Source organism: Acidobacteriota bacterium, assembly GCA_022562055.1.
GTDB lineage: Bacteria > Actinomycetota > Acidimicrobiia > Spongiisociales > UBA5794 > BMS3BBIN02.
In genome coordinates, this window is the sequence record JADFQA010000016.1 from 17,934 (window position 1) to 39,817 (window position 21,884).

Consider the following 21,884-nt stretch of genomic DNA (forward strand, 5'->3'; position numbering starts at 1 on the left):
TAGAGGACGATCTGGCACGGTCTCAGAGATATTGTCCGGGACTCGGATGGTCGCTCTTCTCCAAGGCCGGCCGACGCCGCATCTCTTCGAGCTGAGCAGCCATCGATGCCTGCTGAGACCACAGCGAGGCTTGGATGCCGTGGAACAAGCCTTCGAGCCAGCCGACGAGCTGCGCTTGTGCGATGCGAAGTTCAGACTCGGTTGGCGCTTCCGCCGCGATCGGTTGGAAAATTTCGGACAGCTCCTCTTGCAAGGATTCGCCGAGCGACTCTCGAAGCTGTTCAAGCGAGGCATCGTAAATCGCTACCAATCTGCTCCGACCAGCTTCGTCCAGCGGTGCCTGGCGAACCTCCTCAAGGAGGGCACGCGTCATCGAAGCCACACGTATCAGTCGAGAGGGCTGTGTTATCACATCGTCGCTGGCGCCATCAGGGGCCACATTCCCGTCGCCACCGTTGACGATCTGAGGTTTTACGGGTGCTTCTGCGTCCTGCTGGGATTTATCTGAGTCCATAACCAGCAAGGATACCTGCTCACAGGACTCCACCGGTTGCTGCTGCGAGCAAACACGCGACAGGATGTCCGCGGGCTCAACTCCCCCCACCGGCTCAGTCCCAACCGATTTCATCGAGTCGATCATCGGATATCCCAAAGTGATGTGCCATCTCGTGAAGTACAGTCGTACGGATTTCAGCTCGCAGCTCAGTGTCACTGAGACCCATTGCGAGGTGAGGTTCCATGAAGATCGTGATGCGGTCCGGCATGTACCCGAAGTAGTCGACACCCCGGTCGGCCAGCGACACCCCCTCGTACAAGCCGAGCACGACCCCATCGGAGGCCTGATCGCGAGTAGGTCGGACCGCTACTACAACGGCGACGTTTTCGACCTTCGAAGCGAGGTCAGCCGGCAGCTCCTGTAGGGCGCCAGCAACGACATCTTCAAACTCTGCGGGTGTCATGTCGGCGCGTCCTGCTGCTTGAGTGGGGTGTAGTTGTGAATGTCATCTCAACGCGACGAGCATTCGTACGCGAACGCCAACGCGTAGCAATTCGCACACTACCGCGATGCCGTACCTCGTGCGGGGTTTGGCTACGACGCCCGTCGACGCCTCAAGCGGTGACGAAAGAGCGCTCGTGATACCCGGTGGCCCCATCGGGGCGTGGCGGCACGCGATCTTCTGTCTGGGTGTAGCTGGTCCCATCGGTCGCCCTCACCCGTGCTGTGTGGCGACCCGGCTCAAGTGCAACTTCGACTTTCCACTGCAGCCACGCCTTGTTGGAAATCGCGTCGGACAACTCAGCAACGAGCCACTCACCGCCGTCAATCTGGACCTCAACCATTTCGATACCGAGCGTCGGAGCCCAAGCCACACCAGCGACAATTACTGGAGCACCAGTTACCTGCTCGTTGTTGCGCGGATAGTCGATTCGTGACGCCGTCTTGATAGGACCTAGCTTCGACCATCCACGAGGAATCCAGTATCCGTCAAAACCGTCCCAGGTGGTGAGCTCAATGTCGCTGAGCCACTTGGTTGCAGAAACGTAGCCATAAAGACCGGGAACAACGAGGCGTGCCGGGAAACCGTGAGCGGCGGGCAGCGGTTCACCGTTCATCCCGATAGCGATTAACGGCTCGCGCCCATCGAAAGCGATTTCTATGGGGAACCCGCCGGTCCAGCCATCGACGGAGCGTCCAACTATCTGAGCAGCGTCAGACTGCACCCCGGCCATGTTGAGTACATCCGTCAGCCGTACTCCGGTCCACACCGCGTTGCCAACGAGGTTGCCTCCAACCTTATTCGACACGCACTGCAAGGTGACCGACTCCTCGACAAGTTCCATTCCATAGAGATCGTCAAGGCTCAACGAAAGCTCGTTGTCGACAAGACCGTGAATCTTGAACTCCCATGTGTTTGCGTCGATTCGCGGCACAACGAGTGCAGTATCGATTCGGTAAAAGTCTTCGTTGGAGACAATGAGCGGTGAAAGACCAGGAATCGAGTCGAAACCTGAAGGCAATGCAACGATGACTTCTTCGCTACTGACCACCGGCGGCAAGACGAGATCCGAACGAATCTGTTCGGTGCGATTGATAATCGAGAGGCGCCCAAGTAGCCCTGCGAGAGCCGCGGTAACCCCGCTACCCACCACGACGCGAACAAACCGGCGGCGGTCGAGTCCCCCCGTTTCATCGACGGGTTCGCTCTCCGCGGCGCGTATCTGCCCAACCCCGTAAAGGACAACGGCCAAGCCGGTACCCACAGCAACGAGAACCGAAATCACCGTCAGGGTCCCGTTAATCAACGGTTGGTTGACCCCGGCGAACACACCAATGAGTGCAAAAAGAGAAAATACTGCGATAGCAACGTTCCGGTTTGCGATGGAGCGTCGACCAACCACCGCGCCAAGCACCGTCGATATGATCGCGGTGCCAACGGCGAGCGCTCCCTTGTCGGCGGTACCAAATACCGCGATTGCGAAGTCCCGAACAGCCGGAGGTGAGAAATCGACAATGTACGAACCCACGGCCGCGATCGATGATGGCACGCTGGCAAACAGACCGGCGAACAGTTCGGTGAGGCCGATCGCTAGCGCTGCGCCGGCGGCTCCTATCCATCCACCGTACGCTTTGAATGCTTTGGGAACCATCGTTCCGGTCTCCTTCGTGGGGGCTTCACCTATTCAACGACAAAAGACACCGTTTGTTTCCTTACCATTGTATGAACGGCATCTACGGTTCGTAGTTAATCCAGCTCAGAAACTTCGCTGCCGGCCATGTGTTGACGACCTGCTCCTTACGAACCCACCCACGACGGGCCTGGGCTGCGCCCCACTGCAGATTTCCCAGCTCGCCGACGTGATGTGCATCGCTTGAGATCACCCACAGCACGTCCGTGCGATCTCGAGCGCGACGAAGCAGACCCGCAGGCACATCCAGGCGGTGGAGGTGACTATTGATTTCGAGAGCCGTTCCAGTCGCTGCGGCAACATCGAGAATGGCATCGAAATCGAGATCGATCCCTGGACGCTGACCTATCTTTCGGCCAGTGAGGTGCCCAATCGCATTGACGGCCGGGTTCGTCATGGCCGCGACGATTCGGTCGGTTTGCGCATCAGCCGAGAGATCGAAATGCGAGTGAACCGACGCGACACACCAATCAAACGTAGTAAGAAACTCCCGGTCGTAGTCGATTGATCCGTCGCGTCCGATGTTGAGTTCCGCCCCGTGAAGGATCGTCATACCGGCAAAGGCAGGCCGTAGCTCCTCTAGGACGACAGACATTTGCTGTACCTCGTCGCGCGAAAGCCCATTGATGACCAGGTCCTCAGCATGTTCGGTCATCGCGATGTACGACAGGCCGAGATTGCAAGCTTCGGCCAGCATGTCTTCGAGGGAGGACCGCCCGTCACCGGACCATGAGGAGTGCACATGCAGATCACCAACAATGTCTGCCCGTGTAACCGGCGCGATGAGGCCCCCTGAAGACGCCGCCGCAACCTCACCCAGACCTTCGCGCATTTCAGGAACGACAAAATCCAGGCCAAGCGCTTCGTAGATCTCTCTCTCGGTCTTGGAAGCGACTACTTCACCGGTCTTGACATCCGACAAGCTGTATTCGTTCAGCGTCCACCCGAGATCGATTGCCCGCTGTCTAAGTTCAATGTTGTGTGCCTTTGACCCGGTGAAGTACATAGTCGCGGCGCCCCAAGCCTCAGCGGGAACGACTCGAAGATCGATCTGAAGATCCCCCGAGGCAAGAACCGATGACTTGGTAGGACCTTTGGCGATGACCGAGCGGACGGCCGGGAAAACGACAAAGGCGTCCATCACGAGCTCCGGCTGCGCTGACACAACCGTAATATCGATGTCGCCGACCGTCTCGGAGTGGCGTCTTAGCGATCCGCAGTACATCACCTCGTCGACCATTGTCAGGCCTCGCAGCGATTCCACGAACTCTGCCGCGAGTTGCATCGCCGTCGCGATCGGGGTCCGTCTGTCTTTGCCGTGCAAGCCGATGCGTTCGACACCGTTGCGGATCTTGGCTTCGGTCTTTTCGCCCATGCCCGGGAGGACTCGAAGGGCACCGCGCTCGAGCGCTGCTTTGAGATCGTCAACGTTTCCAACGCCTAACTTCTCCCTGAGCATCACGACAGTCTTCGGACCCACACCCGGGATTCTGGTGAGTTCAACGAAGTCGGGCGGAAACTCCGCCCGCAGAGCCTCGAGCTTCATTATCGAACCGGTGTCGACCCATTCCCGCAGTTTCGAGGCTGTCGCCTTCCCTATCCCCTCGAGTTTTTGCATCTCGGCGGCGGACATGTCGCCTATCGGCGCCGCAAGTTCGCGAATCACAGAGGCGGCTTTTTCATAAGCCCGGACCTTGAACGACTGCGGCGACCCGTCGGCCAACTTTGTGAGGTCGGCGAGCTCCTGCAGCAACCGCGCCGCTTCGGCGTTAACACTCATAGACTCACGATAGGGCAAACCTGTAGCGCCGATATCGGCACTACGATGCCGTCACCCGCCAATCTTTGCCGACCCGACTGAGGACGCGTGACTCACTCATCCGACAACTCACCAGCGGAGACCCCTGATACTGCCGTCGGCGTAGGACCACATCTGCAGCCATGGCCCGATGGGCCGATGTGGGACCCTGAGTTGCTCGCAGAAGGCGATCGTCGCAACGTGGTTGATCGTTACCGCTACTGGACGCAAGAGGCGATCATCGCCGACCTCGATACAAGACGGCACCCGTTCCACGTCGCAATTGAGAACTGGCAGCACGACTTCAACATCGGCACAATCGTGCGGACCGCAAACGCATTCCTCGCTAGCGAAGTTCACATCATTGGCAAACGCCGTTGGAATCGGCGGGGGGCAATGGTTACCGATCGTTATCAACACATCAGGCACCATCCAACGATCGGCGATTTCTGCGAATACGCGTCCGGTGAAGGCCTACCGATCGTCGCAATCGACATACTCCCTGGATCTGTGCCGTTGGAAACTGCGTCGCTTCCACGAAATGTGGTGCTGCTTTTTGGACAGGAGGGCCCCGGGCTTTCGCCAGCGGCGACCGATGCAGCGCAACTTGTGTGTTCAATAGCTCAGTTCGGGTCGACCCGATCGATCAACGCCGGAGTCGCTGCCGGCATTGCAATGCACACATGGATACGACAGCACGCCTTCGGTTGACGTTGTATCGACACGGCGTCGTGCCTCTATAGGACGAGCGCAGCAAACCCGCCAAACACCGCGATGAGGGCAACCCCCTCGAGGCGCACGATTTTCCCTCCGGTTCGGGCGAGAACGCCGGCGATGACCGCGGTGACAACCATCACGACCAAGAGCGGGGTGTCGACCTCGACAAGAAGACCTGGCCCGATCAGAGCTGCAACACCACCGACGGCGAGAGAGTTAAAGATATTCGATCCAAGCACGTTGCCGATGATCAGATCCACCTGTTTGCGGCGGGCCGCTGAAACGGCGGTTGCCATCTCGGGCAGACTGGTGCCCACGCCAAGCATTGTTCCGATGAGCGTGGCAGACGCCCCCAACTCGGTTGCAATAGTTTCGGCGCCAGACAACAACAGTCTCGCAGCACCGACAGTCACGACGATCGCGATAACTCCAGCCACCATTTCATGCCTCGTTGTCGGAAGGTCGGCGAACGGTTCCTTTCCGCGAGGCGAGTGCGCCCCAACGCCCGGGGCGTTGTCCGCCACGTCGGGGCCGTGCAACGACCAGACGATCAATGCGTAGATTGCGACGACAAGCCCGACAAGCAACGCAGCGCCTTCCCAGACCTCGACTTTCTTGTCGAGCAGAACGGCCGCAAAGGCAACGACCGAGGCGATCATGAGAATCCCTTCACGATACAGGATCCGCCGACTTGAATGTATGGTGGCAACTAGAGCGGCGAGGCCGAGGACCAGCGTCACATTGGCCGTATTTGAGCTGATTACGTTGGTCACAGCCTCGTCAAGCTTTCCGTCCCTTGCCAGCAGCCCAGACACCAATAGTTCCGGCAACGACGTACCCAAGCCCACAACTAATGCACCCACGAGAACTGCCGACACTCCCAGTGTTTCAGAAAGTCGCACCGCGGCCACGACGAGGCGATCCGAAGCCAGGATCAACAGCACAAGCCCTGCAACAACAGACAGGATGGCAGTGTTCATGAAAAGGCCTCCCGGCTGTCGTCCGACTGATAGCGGTGCGATGGTACAAGAAGCGGGCCAACATCTACGTTGAATTCCGCGTTGACTAGCCTACGAGCGTGAGTATGAACGACAAAGAACGGGTCCACGAGACTTGGCTGCACAGCAATCGCCTGGTCGCGGCCAAGTTCATTCGGCCGCTGCTGCGGTTCACCCAGATCGCTGCAGCCGGCGGAGTCGTACTTCTGGTGGCAGCTGCTGTCGCTCTCGTGTGGGCCAACGCGTTCGGCGACTCCTACGAAACCTTCTGGCAGACCGACCTGTCCTTTTCGGTCGGCAGTTTCCACTTTGAGGAGACGCTCAAAGACATCGTGAACGATGCGCTCATGGTGATCTTCTTCTTCGTCGTTGGTCTCGAAATCAAACGCGAACTCGTAGTTGGCGAACTCAAAGACAAAAGGAGAGCAGCTCTACCAGCAATCGCCGCTCTGGGTGGAATGATCGTCCCCGCGCTCATCTATCTCTCCTTTGCAGGCGGCATCGATGGCGCGGCAAGGGGATGGGGCGTCCCGATGGCGACGGACATTGCCTTTTCGATGGGTGTGATTTCACTTCTCGGGAAACGAGTCCCAGTAGGCGCAAAACTTTTCCTGCTCGCCCTGGCGATCACTGACGATATCGGTGCAATCACGGTCATCGCCATCTTCTACACGACGACCCTATCAATTCCATGGCTCTTTACCGGTCTTGGGGGACTGTTGGTGGTTTACCTCGCCGGTAGAGCCGGCATCAGGCATATGGCCTTCTATGTCGCGATGGGTGTGTTCATTTGGTTCGCGATCTTCGAATCGGGTGTGCACGCAACCCTCGCCGGCGTAGCGCTGGGTCTCATGACCCCTGTCTTCCCCTACTACTCCGATGACGCCTACTACAAACGCGCCACAGGCATCCTCAACCGCTACCAGGTTGATTCCACATCGCCTTTGAAACGCGCTCGGGTTGACCACTCGGCGCTCCAGCTCGCAAAGGTCGCCGAGGAGTCAGTGTCCCCACTCGATCGTCTTGAGCACAGCCTGCACCCCTGGTCGGCGTTTGTCATTGTGCCGCTGTTTGCTCTTGCAAACGCGGGCGTGAGTTTCGAGGGTGTCAACCTTGGCGAAGCGGTCACGTCTTCGGTTGCACTCGGTGTCGCCGCAGGACTGTTTGTCGGAAAGCTGGTCGGCATCACGCTCTTCACGTGGATCGCCGTTAAAACCGGGTTGGGCCGCCTTCCGCAAAATACCGACTGGGGCCAGATCGTCGGGCTTGCCGCTCTCGCTGGTATCGGGTTCACGGTGTCGTTGTTTATAGCGGAGCTGGCGTATACAGATGTTGCGATCACCAATCTCGCCAAGATCGGTATCTTCGTAGGATCGGGCATCTCGGGCATCGTTGGGTACATGCTGCTGTCCCGCCGTGGTGCACCATCACAAGAACCACCGACGCCAACGGAAGCGCCCGCACTGGAGAAGGTCGCCCCGTAGCGAGCGGCTTGGGACGCGAGTTCGTTCCACCAATCGGGTCCTGCCACTAGCAAACCACCGGACATCATTTCCCGGCCCTGGGGATCGTAGAAATTGTGCGCCCTGGAATCGGTGGAACAACACCACTCTGACATCGGTTGTCAACCGAATGAGCGACTCGCCAAACTACCTCGGAGGAGCATGGTCGATACTGCACTCGTTGCGTAGTCGTCGCCCAAACCCGACGGGCAACGAAACCGTTGACCACTCGGGGTTCACGCCCGTTCTCGCCCGTCTTAAGCGAGAAGGGCTCAAAGGACTCGGCGCCAGCTCCGACGAGCTCACCGACTACATTGCGCATCTCGAGGCCATCCGCCCCGACGCGCTGACACATGACGAGTCCCTCGCCTACTGGCTCAACCTCTACAACGCTGGGGCGCTGTTTCTCGCCGCTGAAGCACAAATCGCGGGTCTCAGCAGTGTCCTACGAACCCCCGGGGTTTTCCACACCGACCGCTTCAACGTTGACGGAGAGCATCTTTCGCTCGATGACATCGAACACGGAAAAATCCGGCGCTTTGGCGACCCGAGAATCCACGGTGCTCTGGTATGCGGCTCCGTGTCGTGCCCAACGCTACGCGGTGAACCGTTCGCCGGGGACAGCATCGACAGCCAGCTCGACGGCCAGATGAGGGCATTTCTACAAGCCGGTGCAATCGCCATGGATGCGGATCGCCGCGATCTGTCGTTGTCCAAGGTGTTCCAGCTCTACGGCACCGACTTTGTTCGACCAGGGTCGATGCCTTCGTTTCGTCCAGTGCGAAAGACCGCCATCATTCAAGCGCTGCGCCCCTGGATTGCAGACGGAGTGGTAAAGCTGCTCGATGCCGGACCGTTTCGTATCTCCTACCAAAAGTACGACTGGTCTCTTGCCTGTGCGGTCAGGTGACCGCCGACAACATCAACATTCAGTGCCAGTCGTAGCTGCGGCACTCCTCAGAAAACAGCCGGTCAATCGGCCGCTAGATTCAACGCATGAGTCCGATCGAGACACCAATGTTTGGTGCGATAGAAGCAGGCGGCACGAAGTTCGTGGTAGCCGTCGGAACGTCCCCTGATGCCGTCGTCGCCACCTCGTCGTTTCCAACGAGCGACCCCACAACCACCATTCGCAGTGTGATGGACTTCTTCCAGGCGAACGCTCCAGAAGGATTGTCTGGCATCGGAATTGCAGCGTTTGGCCCGATAGATATCGATCCACTGTCTGGAACCTACGGAGTGATTCGTCGAACACCCAAGCCTGGATGGAGCGGATTCGACTACCGCAAAGCCGTCTCAATGTTTACCGATGCCCCTGTGAACATCGACACGGATGTGAACGCGGCCGCCCGTGGCGAGATGATTTCCGGGGCGGCGATTGGATTGAAAACGTTCCTCTACCTCACGGTTGGCACCGGAATAGGTGGTGGCATGATGGTTGATGGCCGACCGCTGACAGGTTCAGTTGACACAGAGATGGGACACGTCGCTATTCCGCGTGCGCCCAGCGACAACTTTGCAGGCATCTGTCCATTCCACGGCGACTGTCTCGAAGGGATGGCGTCAGGCCCGACGTTAGAGAAACGATGGGGTCGGACCGGCAGCGAACTCAACGAACTCCGCGACCAAGCCACCGAAGTCGAGGCGTGGTACCTGGGAACAGCCCTCGCGAGCTTCACGCTCACCCTGGCGCCACAACGGATTGTCCTCGGCGGAGGAGTTTTCAAGATCCAGGGTCTGATCGAAAAGGTGCGAGACCGGGTACACAACTATCTCAACGGATACGTCCACGGTCTGGAGAATCGAAAAAACTTGGACAAGTTTGTCGTGCCGCCCGGACTCGGTGATCGGTCCGGGATCACTGGTGCCCTCGCTCTTGCAATGTCAGCCGAGGTCCCGCACAGTAACTGAGGCGGCGCGCCCCGATTCGATTCGTCGTTCGTCGACGAGTTCAGAGGTCTACGCGGTTGCTTCTTCGATGCGTGAAATGGCGAGCTTGCGATAATCAGCATTGATTTCATAACCGACGTAGTGGCGGTTTGTCTGTTTTGCAGCGATGCCCGTCGTGCCGGCACCCATGAACGGATCGAGAACAAGATCGTTCTCGAATGTGTACAGCTCGATAAGGCGCTTGGGGAGATCGATCGGGAACGGCGCCGGGTGTCCAACACGCTTTGCGGACGCGGGAGCGAGGTTCCAAACCGACAGTGTGGCGTCCATGAAGTCTTCCTTGGAAATCGTGTCGTCACCGCTGCATTGGCGAGCGAACGACTCCTTGCTTGCGACGAGTATGTACTCGTGAAGGTCACGCAGTGTCGGATTCTTTGCCGACTGCCACGAGCCCCACGCACACGATCCACCGGCGCCCTTTGCCTTTTGCCAGATTATCTCACCGCGAAGTAAGAACCCAATATCGTCAAGAATTTGAGCAACGTGGTGGTTCAAGGCCAGATACGGTTTGCGACCCAGGTTGGCAACGTTTACTGCAATCCGCCCACCGGCCTCAAGCACACGGTAGGTTTCCGAGAACACTCGGTGCAACAGATCGAGATAGGCGTCGAGACTGAGATCGTCGTCGTAATCCTTGCCGACGTTATACGGCGGCGAAGTCACCATCAGGGCAACGGTGCTGTCGGGAATCTGGTTCATAACCTCAGAGGACTGCCAGAAGATCTTGTCGATGATCCTCTTTGGTGGGTCCTGGACAAGACCGGTCGGCTGCAAAACCGGACGAGCACCAGACATTTCCCGGCTGTAATACGCAGACGCGTCGTGAGATTCGCGCTTGCCCGCACCAAAACTTGCTGTTGATGTTGCCAACTCGGCTACCTCCTGGACGAGAAAGGTACCTCAGCATCGCAACAATTAGGTGGATTTTCAGTCGTTGGAGACGACGCCACTATCCGCTAGGCGTGTAGACGGATGACTGCGCCCCGAGTACCGACGGCGTGTTATCCGCTCAGATACTGAAATATTTAGGGCTGTGGTGCGGCAACGTAGGACCCAAGTACCCGGAGTTCGCTCAACGTACCCAGCGGGGGTTCGAGAACCGATTTCAGTCCGTCGGGTCCGGGAGGATGCAGAAGGTCGACAAAAAACCGGTACGACCATGCCTCGCCTGAGGGTCGCGACTCAATGCGCGTCAGGTTGGCGCCGCGAAGACCGAGCTCGGTCAGCGCCAGGGCGAGGGCGCCGGGGGTGTGTGCGGTGCGAAACAGCACCGTCGTCTTGTTGGCGTCGGGACTGACAGTGGGCTTGCCAGAGGCGAGAACGACGAAACGAGTCGTGTTGTGTGCCTTGTCCATAACGTTCTCGAGGAGCACGATGAGACCGTGGGCCGCTCCAGCCCGTGGATTCGCGAGGGCTGCCACGGTGGGATCGCCACCCTCGGCGACCATGCGGACAGCACCCGCGGTGTCGTAGCTTGGTCGAGTATCGAGTCCCAGCCCGAGCAAAGTCTCCTGGGCCTGTGCGAGCGCCTGCGGATGAGATCGAACGGTTTTCACCGTCTCCAGCGTGGCATCCGGAGTGCCTAACAGGGCGTGGCGAACCTCGACAAGATGCTCCGCAACGATTGAAATCGGTTTGTGGTCCCCGTTGCCGGGGAGTCGATCCAAGACCGGCAGCACCGAACCTGTCGTGCTGTTCTCGACCGGGAGCACAAGTTTGTCGACAGCGCCCGAATCAAGGCCGCCAAATGCAGCAACAAAGTTATGGAACCCGACAGCCTCGGCGTCGGGAAACAGCTCGGTGAGTGCCCGGTGACTGTATGAATAGCTTTCGCCCTGGAATCCGATCCGCATGGGATACGACGATAGCGAGTTCAACTGCAGGTCGGGTGCGCTCCACCCGCGCCGCTTCGGAACGCGCACGCACGCCGCTCAATCTCGCTGTAGTGCGTACGCAGCAACCCGTTCCATAACCTCGGGGCTTGCCTTGGCTGTCGAATCCGCATCGAAGGATGGCTGGGGGTCGTATTCGATCATCAATTGAGCCGCCTCGGCAGCGGTTCGGTCGAAGAGAATCTCGACAAGACGCAGCGCCATGTCAATGCCGCTCGACACCCCCGCCGCGGTAATGATCCTTTTGTCGAGATGCTCAACGACCCTTGCGCTCACCGGCGTCGCGCCGGTCTTTTTCAGCGCGTCGAACGCACTCCAGTGTGTGGTGGCGGTGAGTCCGTCAAGGAGACCGGCCGCACCGAGCACCAACGCTCCCGTGCACACCGACGTCGTGAATCTACTCGTCGCGTGTGCGGTCACAAGCCAGTCCAACACGGAGCTGTCGCGCATGAGTTCACGGGTACCGATTCCCCCAGGGAACATGACGATGTCGGGAGTGGTCATGTCGTCGAACGTGACGTCGACGGTTAACCCGAGGAAGCTGTTTTCTGTCCGCACCTCGCCGCGTTTCTCGCCAACAAACGTGACATCGAGTTCGGGAATGCGCTAGAACACCTCGTACGGTCCGATAGCGTCGCGTGCGGTGAGCCGGGGAAACAGCGGAATAGCTATGTGCATGGGATTGCCTAACGGTCAGCCAAAATGGCAGATCAAACGCGCGAGAGGTTCATGGGTGGAGTGCTCTGCCTAGGAATCTACTAGGCGTTCGGCTTTTTCGGTTAGCTCGAGCCAGCGGGTTTCGGCGATGTCGAGATCATCCAATGCTGTTGCCAGGTCGCCAGACAGCTTGGCGGTCTGCTCATAATCTCCGGTCGCGTCTTCAAGAGCTTTTGCAACACCGTCTCGTTGTCGCTCGAGCTTGGGGATGCTCTTTACCAGCTCATCGAGCTCGCGTTGATCGTTGTAGGTGAGTTTGCGGCTCTGTTGTTTGGTGCGAGACCTCGTAACGTCACGCCTTGGGTTGGCACCAGCCTTATCGACGAGGTTCGCTTGCCGATATGCCGACCATCCCCCGGGGTGATGAACTACCGAGCCGTCCGGCTCGACAGAAAAAATATCCGAACACACTCGGTCGAGGAAATACCGATCGTGACTCGCAACGACGAGCGCGCCACTCCAGGCGTCGAGGTACTCCTCCAGGACCGCGAGGGTGCCGAGGTCGAGGTCGTTGGTCGGCTCATCCATGAGCAGTAGGTTCGGCGCTTCCATCAGGCACAGCAGCAGTTCAAGACGCCGCCGCTCGCCGCCCGAGAGATCGCCGACCGTCGATTGCTGCTGGTCCCTGGTGAATTGAAAATGCTCGAGTAGTTGCGCGCCCGATACTCTTATCCCACTCTGGAGCAGCACCTCGTCCGCATGCTCACGGACCACTGCGTGTACGCGGGTTGTGGGCGGAATCGGCGTCGGGTCCTGCCCGTACCAACCGTGGTGAATTGTCGATCCAACCGCCACCTTGCCCTCGTCTGGGTGGATTCGGCCAGCCATCAGACTCAACAACGTTGTCTTGCCAGCGCCGTTTGGGCCAACGACTCCGACTCGGGCGTCGGGTTGCAGCCTCAGCTCAACGTGACGCAGCACCCATCTGTCCCCGTACCGTTTGCCGACGTTGTCAAGGTTGACAACCTTCGAGCCGATGCGACGAGATGGCAACTCAATGCTGAGTCCTTGTCGCACGCGTCGTCGCTGTTCGCCGATCAGGTCTTCAGCGCGTTTTACTCGGGAGCGCGACTTCGTTGTCCGCGCTTTCGGGGAGCGTCGCAGCCAAGCCAATTCAGTCTTGATCCGCTGTTGACGCCGATGCTCAGTTGTGGCCTCGTGAGCCTCCCGAGTCGCAGCTGCCTCGAGGTACTCCTCGTATGTTCCCTGATGTGGAAACAGTCTGTTGTCGTGTACCTCGACGATGCGGTTTACCACTCTGTCAAGCAAATACCTGTCATGGGTAACGAGAAGAACCGCCTCCCGACGGGCAAGGAGGTGATCCTCAAGCCAGTCAATCGTCTCCACATCCAGATGGTTCGTCGGTTCGTCGAGGATCAACAGGTCACACTCAGATGCCAACGCGACAGTGAGAGCGAGACGTTTCCGCTGCCCTCCGGAGAGGTCTGAGCAATGAGCACCGAGGTCGGTGAGCGCCAACCGATCCGCTAGCGCGATCGCCTGCCGGTGGTCCCCGACGATGTCTCCGACCGTGGAATTCTTGGCAAAAACAGGGTCCTGATCTAGTGCCGAGATTCGCAGTCCCCGAACCCTTACGATCGAGCCACCGTCGGGCTCCACGATGCCTTCGATGATGGCGAGCAGCGTTGACTTACCTGAGCCGTTGCGTCCAATCACCCCGATCCGATCCCCCTTAGATATACCGAGCGACGCGTTATTAAGAACCGGGTTTTCAGGGTAGGTCTTCGACACTGCCTCAAGGCTCAAAAGGTGCATCTCAAGAGCGTAGAGCCTCTTTCGCCCACCCCGACCAATCGCTGAACGGGAGTGCTGTTAGCCGAGGCCTCCGGCGAGCTTGGCGGCCTCGGGAGACCGCTTCAGTACAACCATGGCCGCGACACCGACAGCAGGACCGATTGCCAGCACCGGAAACGCCCACTGCCAACCCCAGCTTTCGGCGAGCACTGGAACGCCCTTAATCGTGACCAGGGTCAAGAGAAACCCAACCGAAGTCTGCAACGCCAGCGCTGTGCCCCGATAGGCGTCATCGGCAGTCTCGGTCACCATCGTCGAAAACTGGGCAGAATCGGCGACGACCGCGACGCCCCAAACGACGAACAGCGCGACGACGATCACCGGAGACGCCCCAAACACGAACGGAGTCAACAACGCACAGGTCCCGGAAATCGCCATCGCTCCCCGAGCGATTTTCGTACGACCGACCTTGTCGGCGAGTATCCCGGCGACAAACGATCCAATGCCACCAGAAGCGATGATCACAAAGGTCGCCACCGGCACCCAAGCGTCACCGTGCCCGCCGGCCGCCGCTGAAGCACCAAGAAACACCGCGGTCCAGGTCCACATTGCGTACACCTCCCACATGTGCCCGAGATACCCGAACGTTGACAGCTGCACACCGCGGTTGCGAACCGCATCACCAACGTAGTGCCAAGAAAAGCTTACGGGGGGTGTCTCGTACGGACCATCAGCGACCCCGAGCCAGAGGATCAGCGCTCCAATACCGGCGAGAATCGAGGCGCCGAACAGCACCCCCTGCCATTCAAAGCCGAGTCCACGGATGAGGTGCGGTCCCGCGCTACCGATCGTGAGGGCCCCGACAAGCGTGCCAAGTGCCATGCCACGTCCCTGTCGAAACCACCCGGCCATGGTCTTGAGACCGGCCGGATACACTCCCGCTAGCGCGACACCAGTCAAGAACCGAAGGGCAACCGCGCCTGCAAAACTACGCGAACCGACCGGAATGAGTGCCAGGTTGAGAACAGCGCCTGCGAGGGCGGCAAGGCTAAATAGCTTGCGCGATGCAATGGCGTCCGGCAGTGCAAACACCGAGGAAGCAAGCGCCCCGGCTACGAAGCCGATCTGGACCATCAGAGTCAACCAGGCCGTCTGACCCGACGTGATGTTCCACGCTTCCTCGAGCTGCGGCGCAACAGCCGAGGCAGAAAACCACAGGGTTAGCGCCAGCAGTTGACCGCCGGGCGATGACAAGCAACGCGCGGCGCTGACCCGTCGGCCTCTCGGGGGCATCCGAGAGACGTTGAACGGGAGCTGCATCAGCGCTCGCCACGTCTGCCGTTCGACTTTCTTTGTGTCATCGCCCCGTCCACGTTGTGATAATCAGAGCGTCCCCGATGATTGAACTATTCCCGCGGAAGTACCCAGCGTGTGCCGGCACCACGCTCACAGAACGGTCGACGGTGATATCAATAATGTCCCCCCAGGCCGCGTCAATCCTCGACATCCCTCGGCGAGCCTGCGAGCGACGAGAATGGTCCATCGAGGCGCCGCATTGCCGGTGAAGACTGCACCCCCTCCCCTGGCTGCCTCCGAAAATGCGGTGGGGAGCGAGAGATGATCTGTATTGCGACTAATGTTCTGGCGGTAATGAACCCCTTCATCGAGCTGGCTGATTACCGCCGCCGCGTCGCCGAAATGTATGCCGACGTTCGCCACAACACACTCCAAAAAAGTCACCCCGTCGCGCACACCACTAGAGACCACCGTTCTGGCTCGATGCCTACGGCGGAGGGATCTTCGGTCCGTTTGGTGACGCCACAAACGGACCGACACATACCGCGGCGGTCGCTACATCCTTGACACCGTGAAGGGCGCTGACCTCGGGGCTGATACGGCCCAAGTAATACTCGACTTCAATTTTGCCTACCATCCAAGCTGCACATATTCGCCGCGCTGGTCATGCCCACTTGCTCTGCCGGGGAATCGGCTCACAATGCCGGTGAGTGCGGGAGAACGCCTGCTACACGTAGGCCTTTAGCAGGTACCCCCGCAGCAGGTACCCCTGCAATAGCTCGCCGGTACGCTCGAAGGAGGAAAAATCGAAGCTCTCACCTGTCGCATGATGTTCGGCTTTGCACGCTCCGCCGTGCTCGCAACCAACGGTGACAAAGGTTTCCCCCATCTCGTTCCGATCGTGTTTGGCATGGTGGGTGAGGATACGATCGTCACCGCGATCGACCACAAGCCGAAAACAACCACAAACTTGGTTCGTCTTGCGAACATCAAAAACGATCCGCTCGTCTCGGTGCTTGTCGACGACTACAGCGAGAATTGGGCGACACTGTGGTGGGCGCGGGCCGACGGGACCGCAACCGTCGTCGACACCGTCGATGACCACGTCGCCGCAAGCCTTGTTAACCGCTACCAAGAGTACACAGTCACAGCGCCGAAGGGTCCGTGGATCATCATCAAGGTCTCGCGATGGACGGGGTGGGCGGCCGACATGAATCGTCTTGACATCCAAGACGATTCCCCGGCGCCGCGGAGGGTGAAGTAGCAGGGCGACGCCAGTCGCACACGCCCTTCAGCAAAGGTGCCGGATTGTCGCAGCAAATGTCGGTAGCATTTGGTCCATCATGAGCGACCAAAGTACACCCACTCCGCAGAACGCCGACGAATTCGGGTCGAACACCTGGCTCCTCGACCAGATGCAGCGCCAGTTCCGCGAGGACCCGATGCAGTTAAGCGAAAAATGGCGCGCCTACTTCGAGGCGGATGGCGCCATCGATGCCGTCGCCGAAACACCAACACCGCCGGCGGCAGTCTCAGAGCCACAAACGCCGTCACCGGCCGCGACGGTATCAACAGAACCGACGCCGGCACCGCCGCCACAAAAGCCAAAGAAACAATCTGTGAGCGCGACCACCTCCAGCGACCCTCTCGACGGACTACCCGACGGGGCGGTCGCCACCGAACTCAAGGGTATCCCCGGCCGGATCGCTGACGCCATGGTCGATAGCCTTGCGGTGCCGACGGCGACATCGTTTCGAACGTTCCCCGCGAAACTCCTTGAGGTAAACCGGTTGATCCTCAACAACCAGCTTGCCAGGCTCACCCAAGGCGGCCGCGTGAGCTTCACTCACCTCATTGGATGGGCAACGGTGAAAGCCCTGACCGCGCGCTCTGCAATGTCGGCGACCTACCGCGAGGTTGATGGCAAAGGGTTCCATATCCAGTTCAACCGGATAAACCTCGGCCTTGCAATGGACATGCCGGGCAAGGACGGCAAACGTTCGCTGATCGTTCCCAACATCAAGGGCGCTGACAAGATGACCTTCCGCGAGTTTTGGCTGGCGTACGAAGACATCGTGCAGCGTGCACGGTCGGGGAAGATCACTGTCGACGACTTTGCCCACACCACTGCGACTCTCACAAACCCTGGAACGATCGGCACGATCCAATCCGTACCCCGGTTGATGCCGGGCCAGGGTGTCATCATCGGCGTCGGAAGAATCGGGTATGCCCCAGAGTTCGAGGGTTCGGATCCGGACAACCTCGCCCGTTCAGGGGTCGGACGGACCCTCACGATGTCTTCGACATACGATCATCGTGTGGTCCAGGGCGCAGAGTCTGGGCTGCTATTGCGTCACATTCACGAGCTGTTACTCGGTGCCGAAGATTTCTACGACGAGATCTTCGATTCGATAGGTATCCCCTACGTTCCCGCTCGCTGGGCGATTGATAGCAACCCGCCGCCAGGCTCGAGCGAGTGGGCGGAGAAGCAGGCGAAGATTTTCCAACTGATCAACATGTATCGCAGCCGAGGGCACCTCATTGCCAACCTGGATCCGCTGAACCAGAACCCACCGAACATTCACCCCGAACTCGACCCGCTCACCTACGACCTTACGATTTGGGACCTCGACCGCGAATTTGCAACCGGTGGGCTAGCGAACAGTACGCAGATGAAACTTGGGAAGATTCTCGGTGTCCTACGAGATGCCTACTGTCGTAGCGCGGGCATTGAGTACATGCACATTCACGACCCGAGCCAAAAGGTGTGGATTCAGGACCATCTTGAAGGCAGGAAGATTGTGCCGACGCGATCCGAAAAGCTTCGTATCATGGAGAAGCTCAACCAGGCCGAGGCGTTCGAGCGTTTCCTTCACACAAAGTTTCTGGGTGCCAAGCGGTTCAGCCTGGAAGGATGCGAGGCCACGATTCCGTTGCTCGACACCATGCTTACGGAGGCGGCCGAAGCCGGCATGGTCGACGTCACTATCGGGATGGCGCACCGCGGCCGGCTGAACGTTCTCGCCAACATCGTCGGCAAGAATCTGGTCACCATGTTTGCGGAGTTCACTGGGGACGTTGATGTACCACTCGACGAGAGCTTCTCGGGAGATGTGAAGTATCACCTGGGAGCGCACGGCACGCATGCTGCCGCGTCCGGGGCGACTGTTGCTGTCGAACTGGTCGCAAATCCGTCACACCTCGAAGCAATTGATCCCGTTCTCGAGGGCATCGTCCGCGCAAAACAAGACGCCCTAGGAACCGACGGAAAATACCTGTCGCTCCCGATACTAATGCACGGTGACGCGGCGTTCTCGGGTCAGGGGGTGGTAGGCGAAACGCTCAACCTGTCGCAATTGAGTGGTTACGCGACGGGCGGAACCATCCACGTCATCATCAATAATCAAGTCGGGTTCACCACGGCGGCACGCGATGCTCGTTCGAGCCACTACGCCACCGACATAGCTAAGACAGTCGAGGCGCCGATCCTCCATGTCAACGGAGACGACCCTGAAGCGGTGGTGCGAATCGCCAAACTTGCGTTTGCTTTCCGCCAGGCGTTCCAACGCGACGTTGTGATCGACCTCATCGGATACCGAAGGCTCGGTCACAATGAAGGCGACGAACCCTCGTTCACACAGCCACGAATGTATCGGATCATCAACACGCACCCAACTGTGCGTGAGCTGTACCTCAAGCGGCTTGTGGCCGCGGACACCCTCTCATCGGATGAGGTCGAGGCCATTCAGACAGAGTTCCGCACCCACATGGACGATGCTCTCAAAGAGACCAAAGCCGGCCACATACCCGTCGAGAACCGCACCCACGAGTCTGTAACGGCAGAAGTCGACACGTCAGTGGAGCGCGAACAGCTCGACTTTGTTGAGGAGCGGGCTCGGACACTGCCGGATGACTTCGAAATGCATCCGAAGCTTTCGAAGACCCTTGGCGATCGTGCAGATCTGTACGCCTCCGGAGAAATCGACTGGGCGCTCGGCGAGCTGCTGGCGTGGGGATCGCTAGCTATGCAAGGAGTGCGAGTACGTCTTGCGGGTGAGGATTCCAAGCGTGGGACGTTTAGCCACAGACATGCCAGCCTCATCGACTACACCACCGAACGAGAGTATTTGCCACTGCGCTACCTCCATGAGGACCAGGCGCCCTTGCGCATCTACGACTCATTTCTTTCAGAGTTCGCCGCGATGGGGTTCGAGTACGGGTATTCGGTGCAAGCCCGCGACGCCTTGGTCATGTGGGAGGGGCAGTTCGGCGACTTCGTCAACGGGGCCCAGGTAGTAATTGATCAATTCATAATGTCAGGCGAGGACAAGTGGGACCAACCTACAAGCCTTGTGCTGCTGCTGCCCCACGGGTTTGAGGGACAGGGTCCCGAGCACTCCTCGGCACGACTCGAACGTTTCCTCCAAAACGCTGCCGAGGACAACGTCCGGATCGTGGTCCCCTCAACGCCCGCGCAGCACTTCCACATGATGCGGCGCCAAGCGTTGGCCGCTCAGAAGAAGCCCCTGATCGTCATGGCACCCAAATCACTACTGCGAACGAAGGATTCGTTCAGCCCGGTTTCCGACCTGACCGACTACAGCTTCCGGACCGTGCTCCCTGATGTGACCGTCACGAAGGCGGTCCGCAGGGTGGTGTTATGCCAGGGCAAGATCTATTTCGAGCTTGCGCGCCACCGAGCCAAGAACCAAATCACAGACGTCGCGCTGGTCCGCGTTGAGCAGCTTTATCCCTTCCCAGCCGATGTATTACAGCACGAGCTTGCGCAGTACGACGGCGCCGAGGTCGTGTGGGTCCAGGAGGAGCCGGCCAACATGGGTGCGTGGCGCTTCATGTCGAGGTATCTGTTTGTCGAAGCAGATGTGACGTGCCGTGGCATCTACCGCAGGGAAAGCGCCTCGCCCGCAACCGGCCACTCGAAGATTCACGCTACCGAGCAGAAGAAACTCATCGACAAGGCGTTCGCGACATAGCCCTGACGTGTGCAAGCCGACTCGTGTTGTCGGCGCCCAGCGCGGATCACGCGACCAGACACCACAGCGCCTAGTCCATTTTGGCCTCGCGGCTTTGCGCGCTGCGGAGCTCATCTCCAGGTGTCCCTCGACGAACTGGTCAACGGTGTCGGGCTCTCGGTGTGACAGTTCCCTCAGTAGCCATCCCACGCTGGTCTGACTGAAACGTGCCTGGTCCGCAACATTCGCCTCACAAATGCCGAGCAGCATCGAGGTGAAACCGTCGAACAGTTCTGGCTCGGTCGGAAGTAGGTAGACAAACGCAACCGCGGCCGCGCGGCGGCGCCAGAGGCGTTCGGCACCCTTCCAAGCGGCAATGGCTCTGGCACGGTCCTCAATGTCCTCGCCGGCGACAACGAACGGTCCCAGGACTTTCACGCAGTACCAGTCGCAAACGTTCCAGTCGCCGATCGAGCCACTCGCTAACGGCATCGCAAGTGCGTCGACGCCATCGATCATCACCGAGACCGTGTTCGACGAGCAGCAAAACGCCGGCAATTTTGGCCTCAGCGTTGGACTGATCGATGCACGCGTAAGCCACGGACAGATAACGCTCAGCGGTGGCATCCTCTAAGCCGTGTTCGGGAACCAGAGCTTTGACGACGCGCCTTGTATCAGCCATCTTCACACCCCGGAAGCCGGCAGTTCCCTTGAGGTATTTGCTCCACCATGTCTTGGTCTTGGGATCTGCGAGCGTTTGCAGTTCGATCGCCAGCTGCTCGATGAATACCGTTGATACCGAGCGAGTCATCGAACCAACTCCACCCATCCGAACCGTGTCACCACCGGCCAGCGACAGCGCCCCCGACTGACTACTTTCGAAGCGGATCGTTGCGCTTTCGGGGTTCCACGATGTCTGTGCCGACAGCCAGACAAGCAAGACCCTCTCACCACGTTCTACGAGGACCACACAGCCCTCGGAAATGTCAATCGCCCTTCGATCAGCGCGCCATTTCCCGCTCCTCCACCTTGGACAACCGCAAGCGGACCCCACGTTGAATCATCGCCGGGCGCGACCGAGGTGGTCGTCGACTCGGAAGAGTCGCCTCCACTGCAAGAACTCGCAAGCAGAACGCCTACCTCTACTACCGTAAACACGGATCGCGTCAGCTTCATCATTTTCTCCTGTAAGAAGCCCGAACCTTGTCAGCGCTGTGACGACCAGACCCACCGCAAAGGTTCCCTACACGATCACCGCAGACCCGCTGACCCGAATTCCCGCCTGTGGATCTGAGGAGATCTCGACGGTTATCTGACTGGGAGAACCCATGTCATAACCCTGGTACACCTGAATCTTCGCCGGAACGTCCACAAGGCCGTAATGGGCAAGATACCCGCCGAGTGCTGCCGTCGCTGCGCCAGTGGCTGGGTCCTCAACAATGCCACCCGCAGGGAATGGGTTGCGCATATGGAACTCAGTATCACCCGAGCGAACCAAGCAGTCGACTGTTGGCCAGTGCTCCCGCTTCATGAGGGACCTCAGCGCGTCGAAGTCGTAATCAAGATCAGCAAACATCGCCGGTCCTTGAGCTGAATCG

General features: G+C 59.2%; 17 protein-coding genes and 2 pseudogenes. 7 read left to right on the forward strand and 12 right to left on the reverse strand.

The features are described from left to right. Positions 1 to 22 precede the first annotated feature (22 nt). The 4 genes from IIC71_07140 to polX form a co-directional block, all read right to left on the reverse strand. On the reverse strand, positions 23 to 514 hold the full coding sequence (locus IIC71_07140; protein ID MCH7668960.1) for a DUF2587 domain-containing protein: 492 nt from the start codon (positions 512 to 514) through the stop codon (positions 23 to 25). A 94-nt stretch (positions 515 to 608) separates the two neighbouring features. Then, entirely contained in the window at positions 609 to 959 is a 351-nt protein-coding gene (locus IIC71_07145) for a metallopeptidase family protein (GenBank protein MCH7668961.1), read from the reverse strand. A 151-nt stretch (positions 960 to 1,110) separates the two neighbouring features. After that, the gene (locus IIC71_07150) at positions 1,111 to 2,649 is read right to left on the reverse strand and encodes a molybdopterin-dependent oxidoreductase (GenBank protein MCH7668962.1); all 1,539 of its coding nucleotides are present in this window, start codon (positions 2,647 to 2,649) and stop codon (positions 1,111 to 1,113) included. 82 nt (positions 2,650 to 2,731) lie between these two features. Next, positions 2,732 to 4,468: a DNA polymerase/3'-5' exonuclease PolX gene (gene polX / locus IIC71_07155; GenBank protein MCH7668963.1), complete on the reverse strand. Its 1,737-nt coding sequence runs from the start codon at positions 4,466 to 4,468 to the stop codon at positions 2,732 to 2,734. A 177-nt stretch (positions 4,469 to 4,645) separates the two neighbouring features. Here polX and IIC71_07160 point away from each other — a divergent pair, with 177 nt between their 5' ends. After that, complete coding sequence (locus IIC71_07160; protein MCH7668964.1) at positions 4,646 to 5,197, forward strand: RNA methyltransferase; 552 nt, start codon at positions 4,646 to 4,648, stop codon at positions 5,195 to 5,197. Positions 5,198 to 5,223: 26 nt separating this feature from the next. Here the strand turns inward: IIC71_07160 and IIC71_07165 are convergent, their stop codons facing one another. Beyond that, a complete protein-coding gene (locus IIC71_07165; GenBank protein MCH7668965.1) occupies positions 5,224 to 6,183 on the reverse strand; it encodes a sodium:calcium antiporter in 960 nt (319 codons plus the stop codon). 104 nt (positions 6,184 to 6,287) lie between these two features. Here IIC71_07165 and nhaA point away from each other — a divergent pair, with 104 nt between their 5' ends. From nhaA to IIC71_07180, 3 genes are all read left to right on the forward strand, one after another. Next, a complete protein-coding gene (nhaA, locus tag IIC71_07170; protein ID MCH7668966.1) occupies positions 6,288 to 7,685 on the forward strand; it encodes a Na+/H+ antiporter NhaA in 1,398 nt (465 codons plus the stop codon). A gap of 148 nt (positions 7,686 to 7,833) precedes the next feature. Then, positions 7,834 to 8,613: a DUF547 domain-containing protein gene (locus IIC71_07175; protein MCH7668967.1), complete on the forward strand. Its 780-nt coding sequence runs from the start codon at positions 7,834 to 7,836 to the stop codon at positions 8,611 to 8,613. A 107-nt stretch (positions 8,614 to 8,720) separates the two neighbouring features. Then, the gene (locus tag IIC71_07180; GenBank protein ID MCH7668968.1) at positions 8,721 to 9,614 is read left to right on the forward strand and encodes an ROK family protein; all 894 of its coding nucleotides are present in this window, start codon (positions 8,721 to 8,723) and stop codon (positions 9,612 to 9,614) included. A gap of 48 nt (positions 9,615 to 9,662) precedes the next feature. Here the strand turns inward: IIC71_07180 and IIC71_07185 are convergent, their stop codons facing one another. The 5 genes and pseudogenes from IIC71_07185 to IIC71_07205 all read right to left on the reverse strand — a co-directional run bounded on the left by IIC71_07185 (position 9,663) and on the right by IIC71_07205 (position 15,310). After that, positions 9,663 to 10,448, reverse strand: coding sequence for a site-specific DNA-methyltransferase (locus tag IIC71_07185; GenBank protein ID MCH7668969.1), 786 nt, complete (start codon positions 10,446 to 10,448; stop codon positions 9,663 to 9,665). A gap of 230 nt (positions 10,449 to 10,678) precedes the next feature. Further along, positions 10,679 to 11,506 (reverse strand): hypothetical protein, encoded by an 828-nt coding sequence (locus IIC71_07190; GenBank protein MCH7668970.1) that lies wholly within the window; start codon positions 11,504 to 11,506, stop codon positions 10,679 to 10,681. Positions 11,507 to 11,584: 78 nt separating this feature from the next. Then, positions 11,585 to 12,223, reverse strand: a pseudogene (locus IIC71_07195) (DJ-1/PfpI family protein). Positions 12,224 to 12,292: 69 nt separating this feature from the next. Beyond that, positions 12,293 to 14,038, reverse strand: a complete 1,746-nt coding sequence (locus IIC71_07200) for an ABC-F family ATP-binding cassette domain-containing protein (protein ID MCH7668971.1) — start codon at positions 14,036 to 14,038, stop codon at positions 12,293 to 12,295. A 57-nt stretch (positions 14,039 to 14,095) separates the two neighbouring features. Continuing rightward, a complete protein-coding gene (locus IIC71_07205; protein MCH7668972.1) occupies positions 14,096 to 15,310 on the reverse strand; it encodes an MFS transporter in 1,215 nt (404 codons plus the stop codon). Positions 15,311 to 15,813: 503 nt separating this feature from the next. On the opposite strand from IIC71_07205, the pseudogene IIC71_07210 reads away from it, so the two are divergent. The 3 genes and pseudogenes from IIC71_07210 to IIC71_07220 all read left to right on the forward strand — a co-directional run bounded on the left by IIC71_07210 (position 15,814) and on the right by IIC71_07220 (position 20,307). After that, a pseudogene (locus tag IIC71_07210) lies at positions 15,814 to 16,058 on the forward strand (DUF1684 domain-containing protein). A gap of 81 nt (positions 16,059 to 16,139) precedes the next feature. Continuing rightward, positions 16,140 to 16,577, forward strand: a complete 438-nt coding sequence (locus IIC71_07215; protein ID MCH7668973.1) for a TIGR03668 family PPOX class F420-dependent oxidoreductase — start codon at positions 16,140 to 16,142, stop codon at positions 16,575 to 16,577. Positions 16,578 to 16,656: 79 nt separating this feature from the next. Further along, the gene (locus IIC71_07220; GenBank protein MCH7668974.1) at positions 16,657 to 20,307 is read left to right on the forward strand and encodes a multifunctional oxoglutarate decarboxylase/oxoglutarate dehydrogenase thiamine pyrophosphate-binding subunit/dihydrolipoyllysine-residue succinyltransferase subunit; all 3,651 of its coding nucleotides are present in this window, start codon (positions 16,657 to 16,659) and stop codon (positions 20,305 to 20,307) included. A 373-nt stretch (positions 20,308 to 20,680) separates the two neighbouring features. Here IIC71_07220 and IIC71_07225 read toward each other — a convergent pair whose 3' ends face one another. Together IIC71_07225 and IIC71_07230 are read right to left on the reverse strand one after the other, a co-directional pair. Further along, positions 20,681 to 21,256 (reverse strand): DNA alkylation repair protein, encoded by a 576-nt coding sequence (locus IIC71_07225; protein ID MCH7668975.1) that lies wholly within the window; start codon positions 21,254 to 21,256, stop codon positions 20,681 to 20,683. A gap of 273 nt (positions 21,257 to 21,529) precedes the next feature. Continuing rightward, positions 21,530 to 21,862, reverse strand: a complete 333-nt coding sequence (locus IIC71_07230) for a PhzF family phenazine biosynthesis protein (GenBank protein MCH7668976.1) — start codon at positions 21,860 to 21,862, stop codon at positions 21,530 to 21,532. Positions 21,863 to 21,884 lie beyond the last annotated feature (22 nt).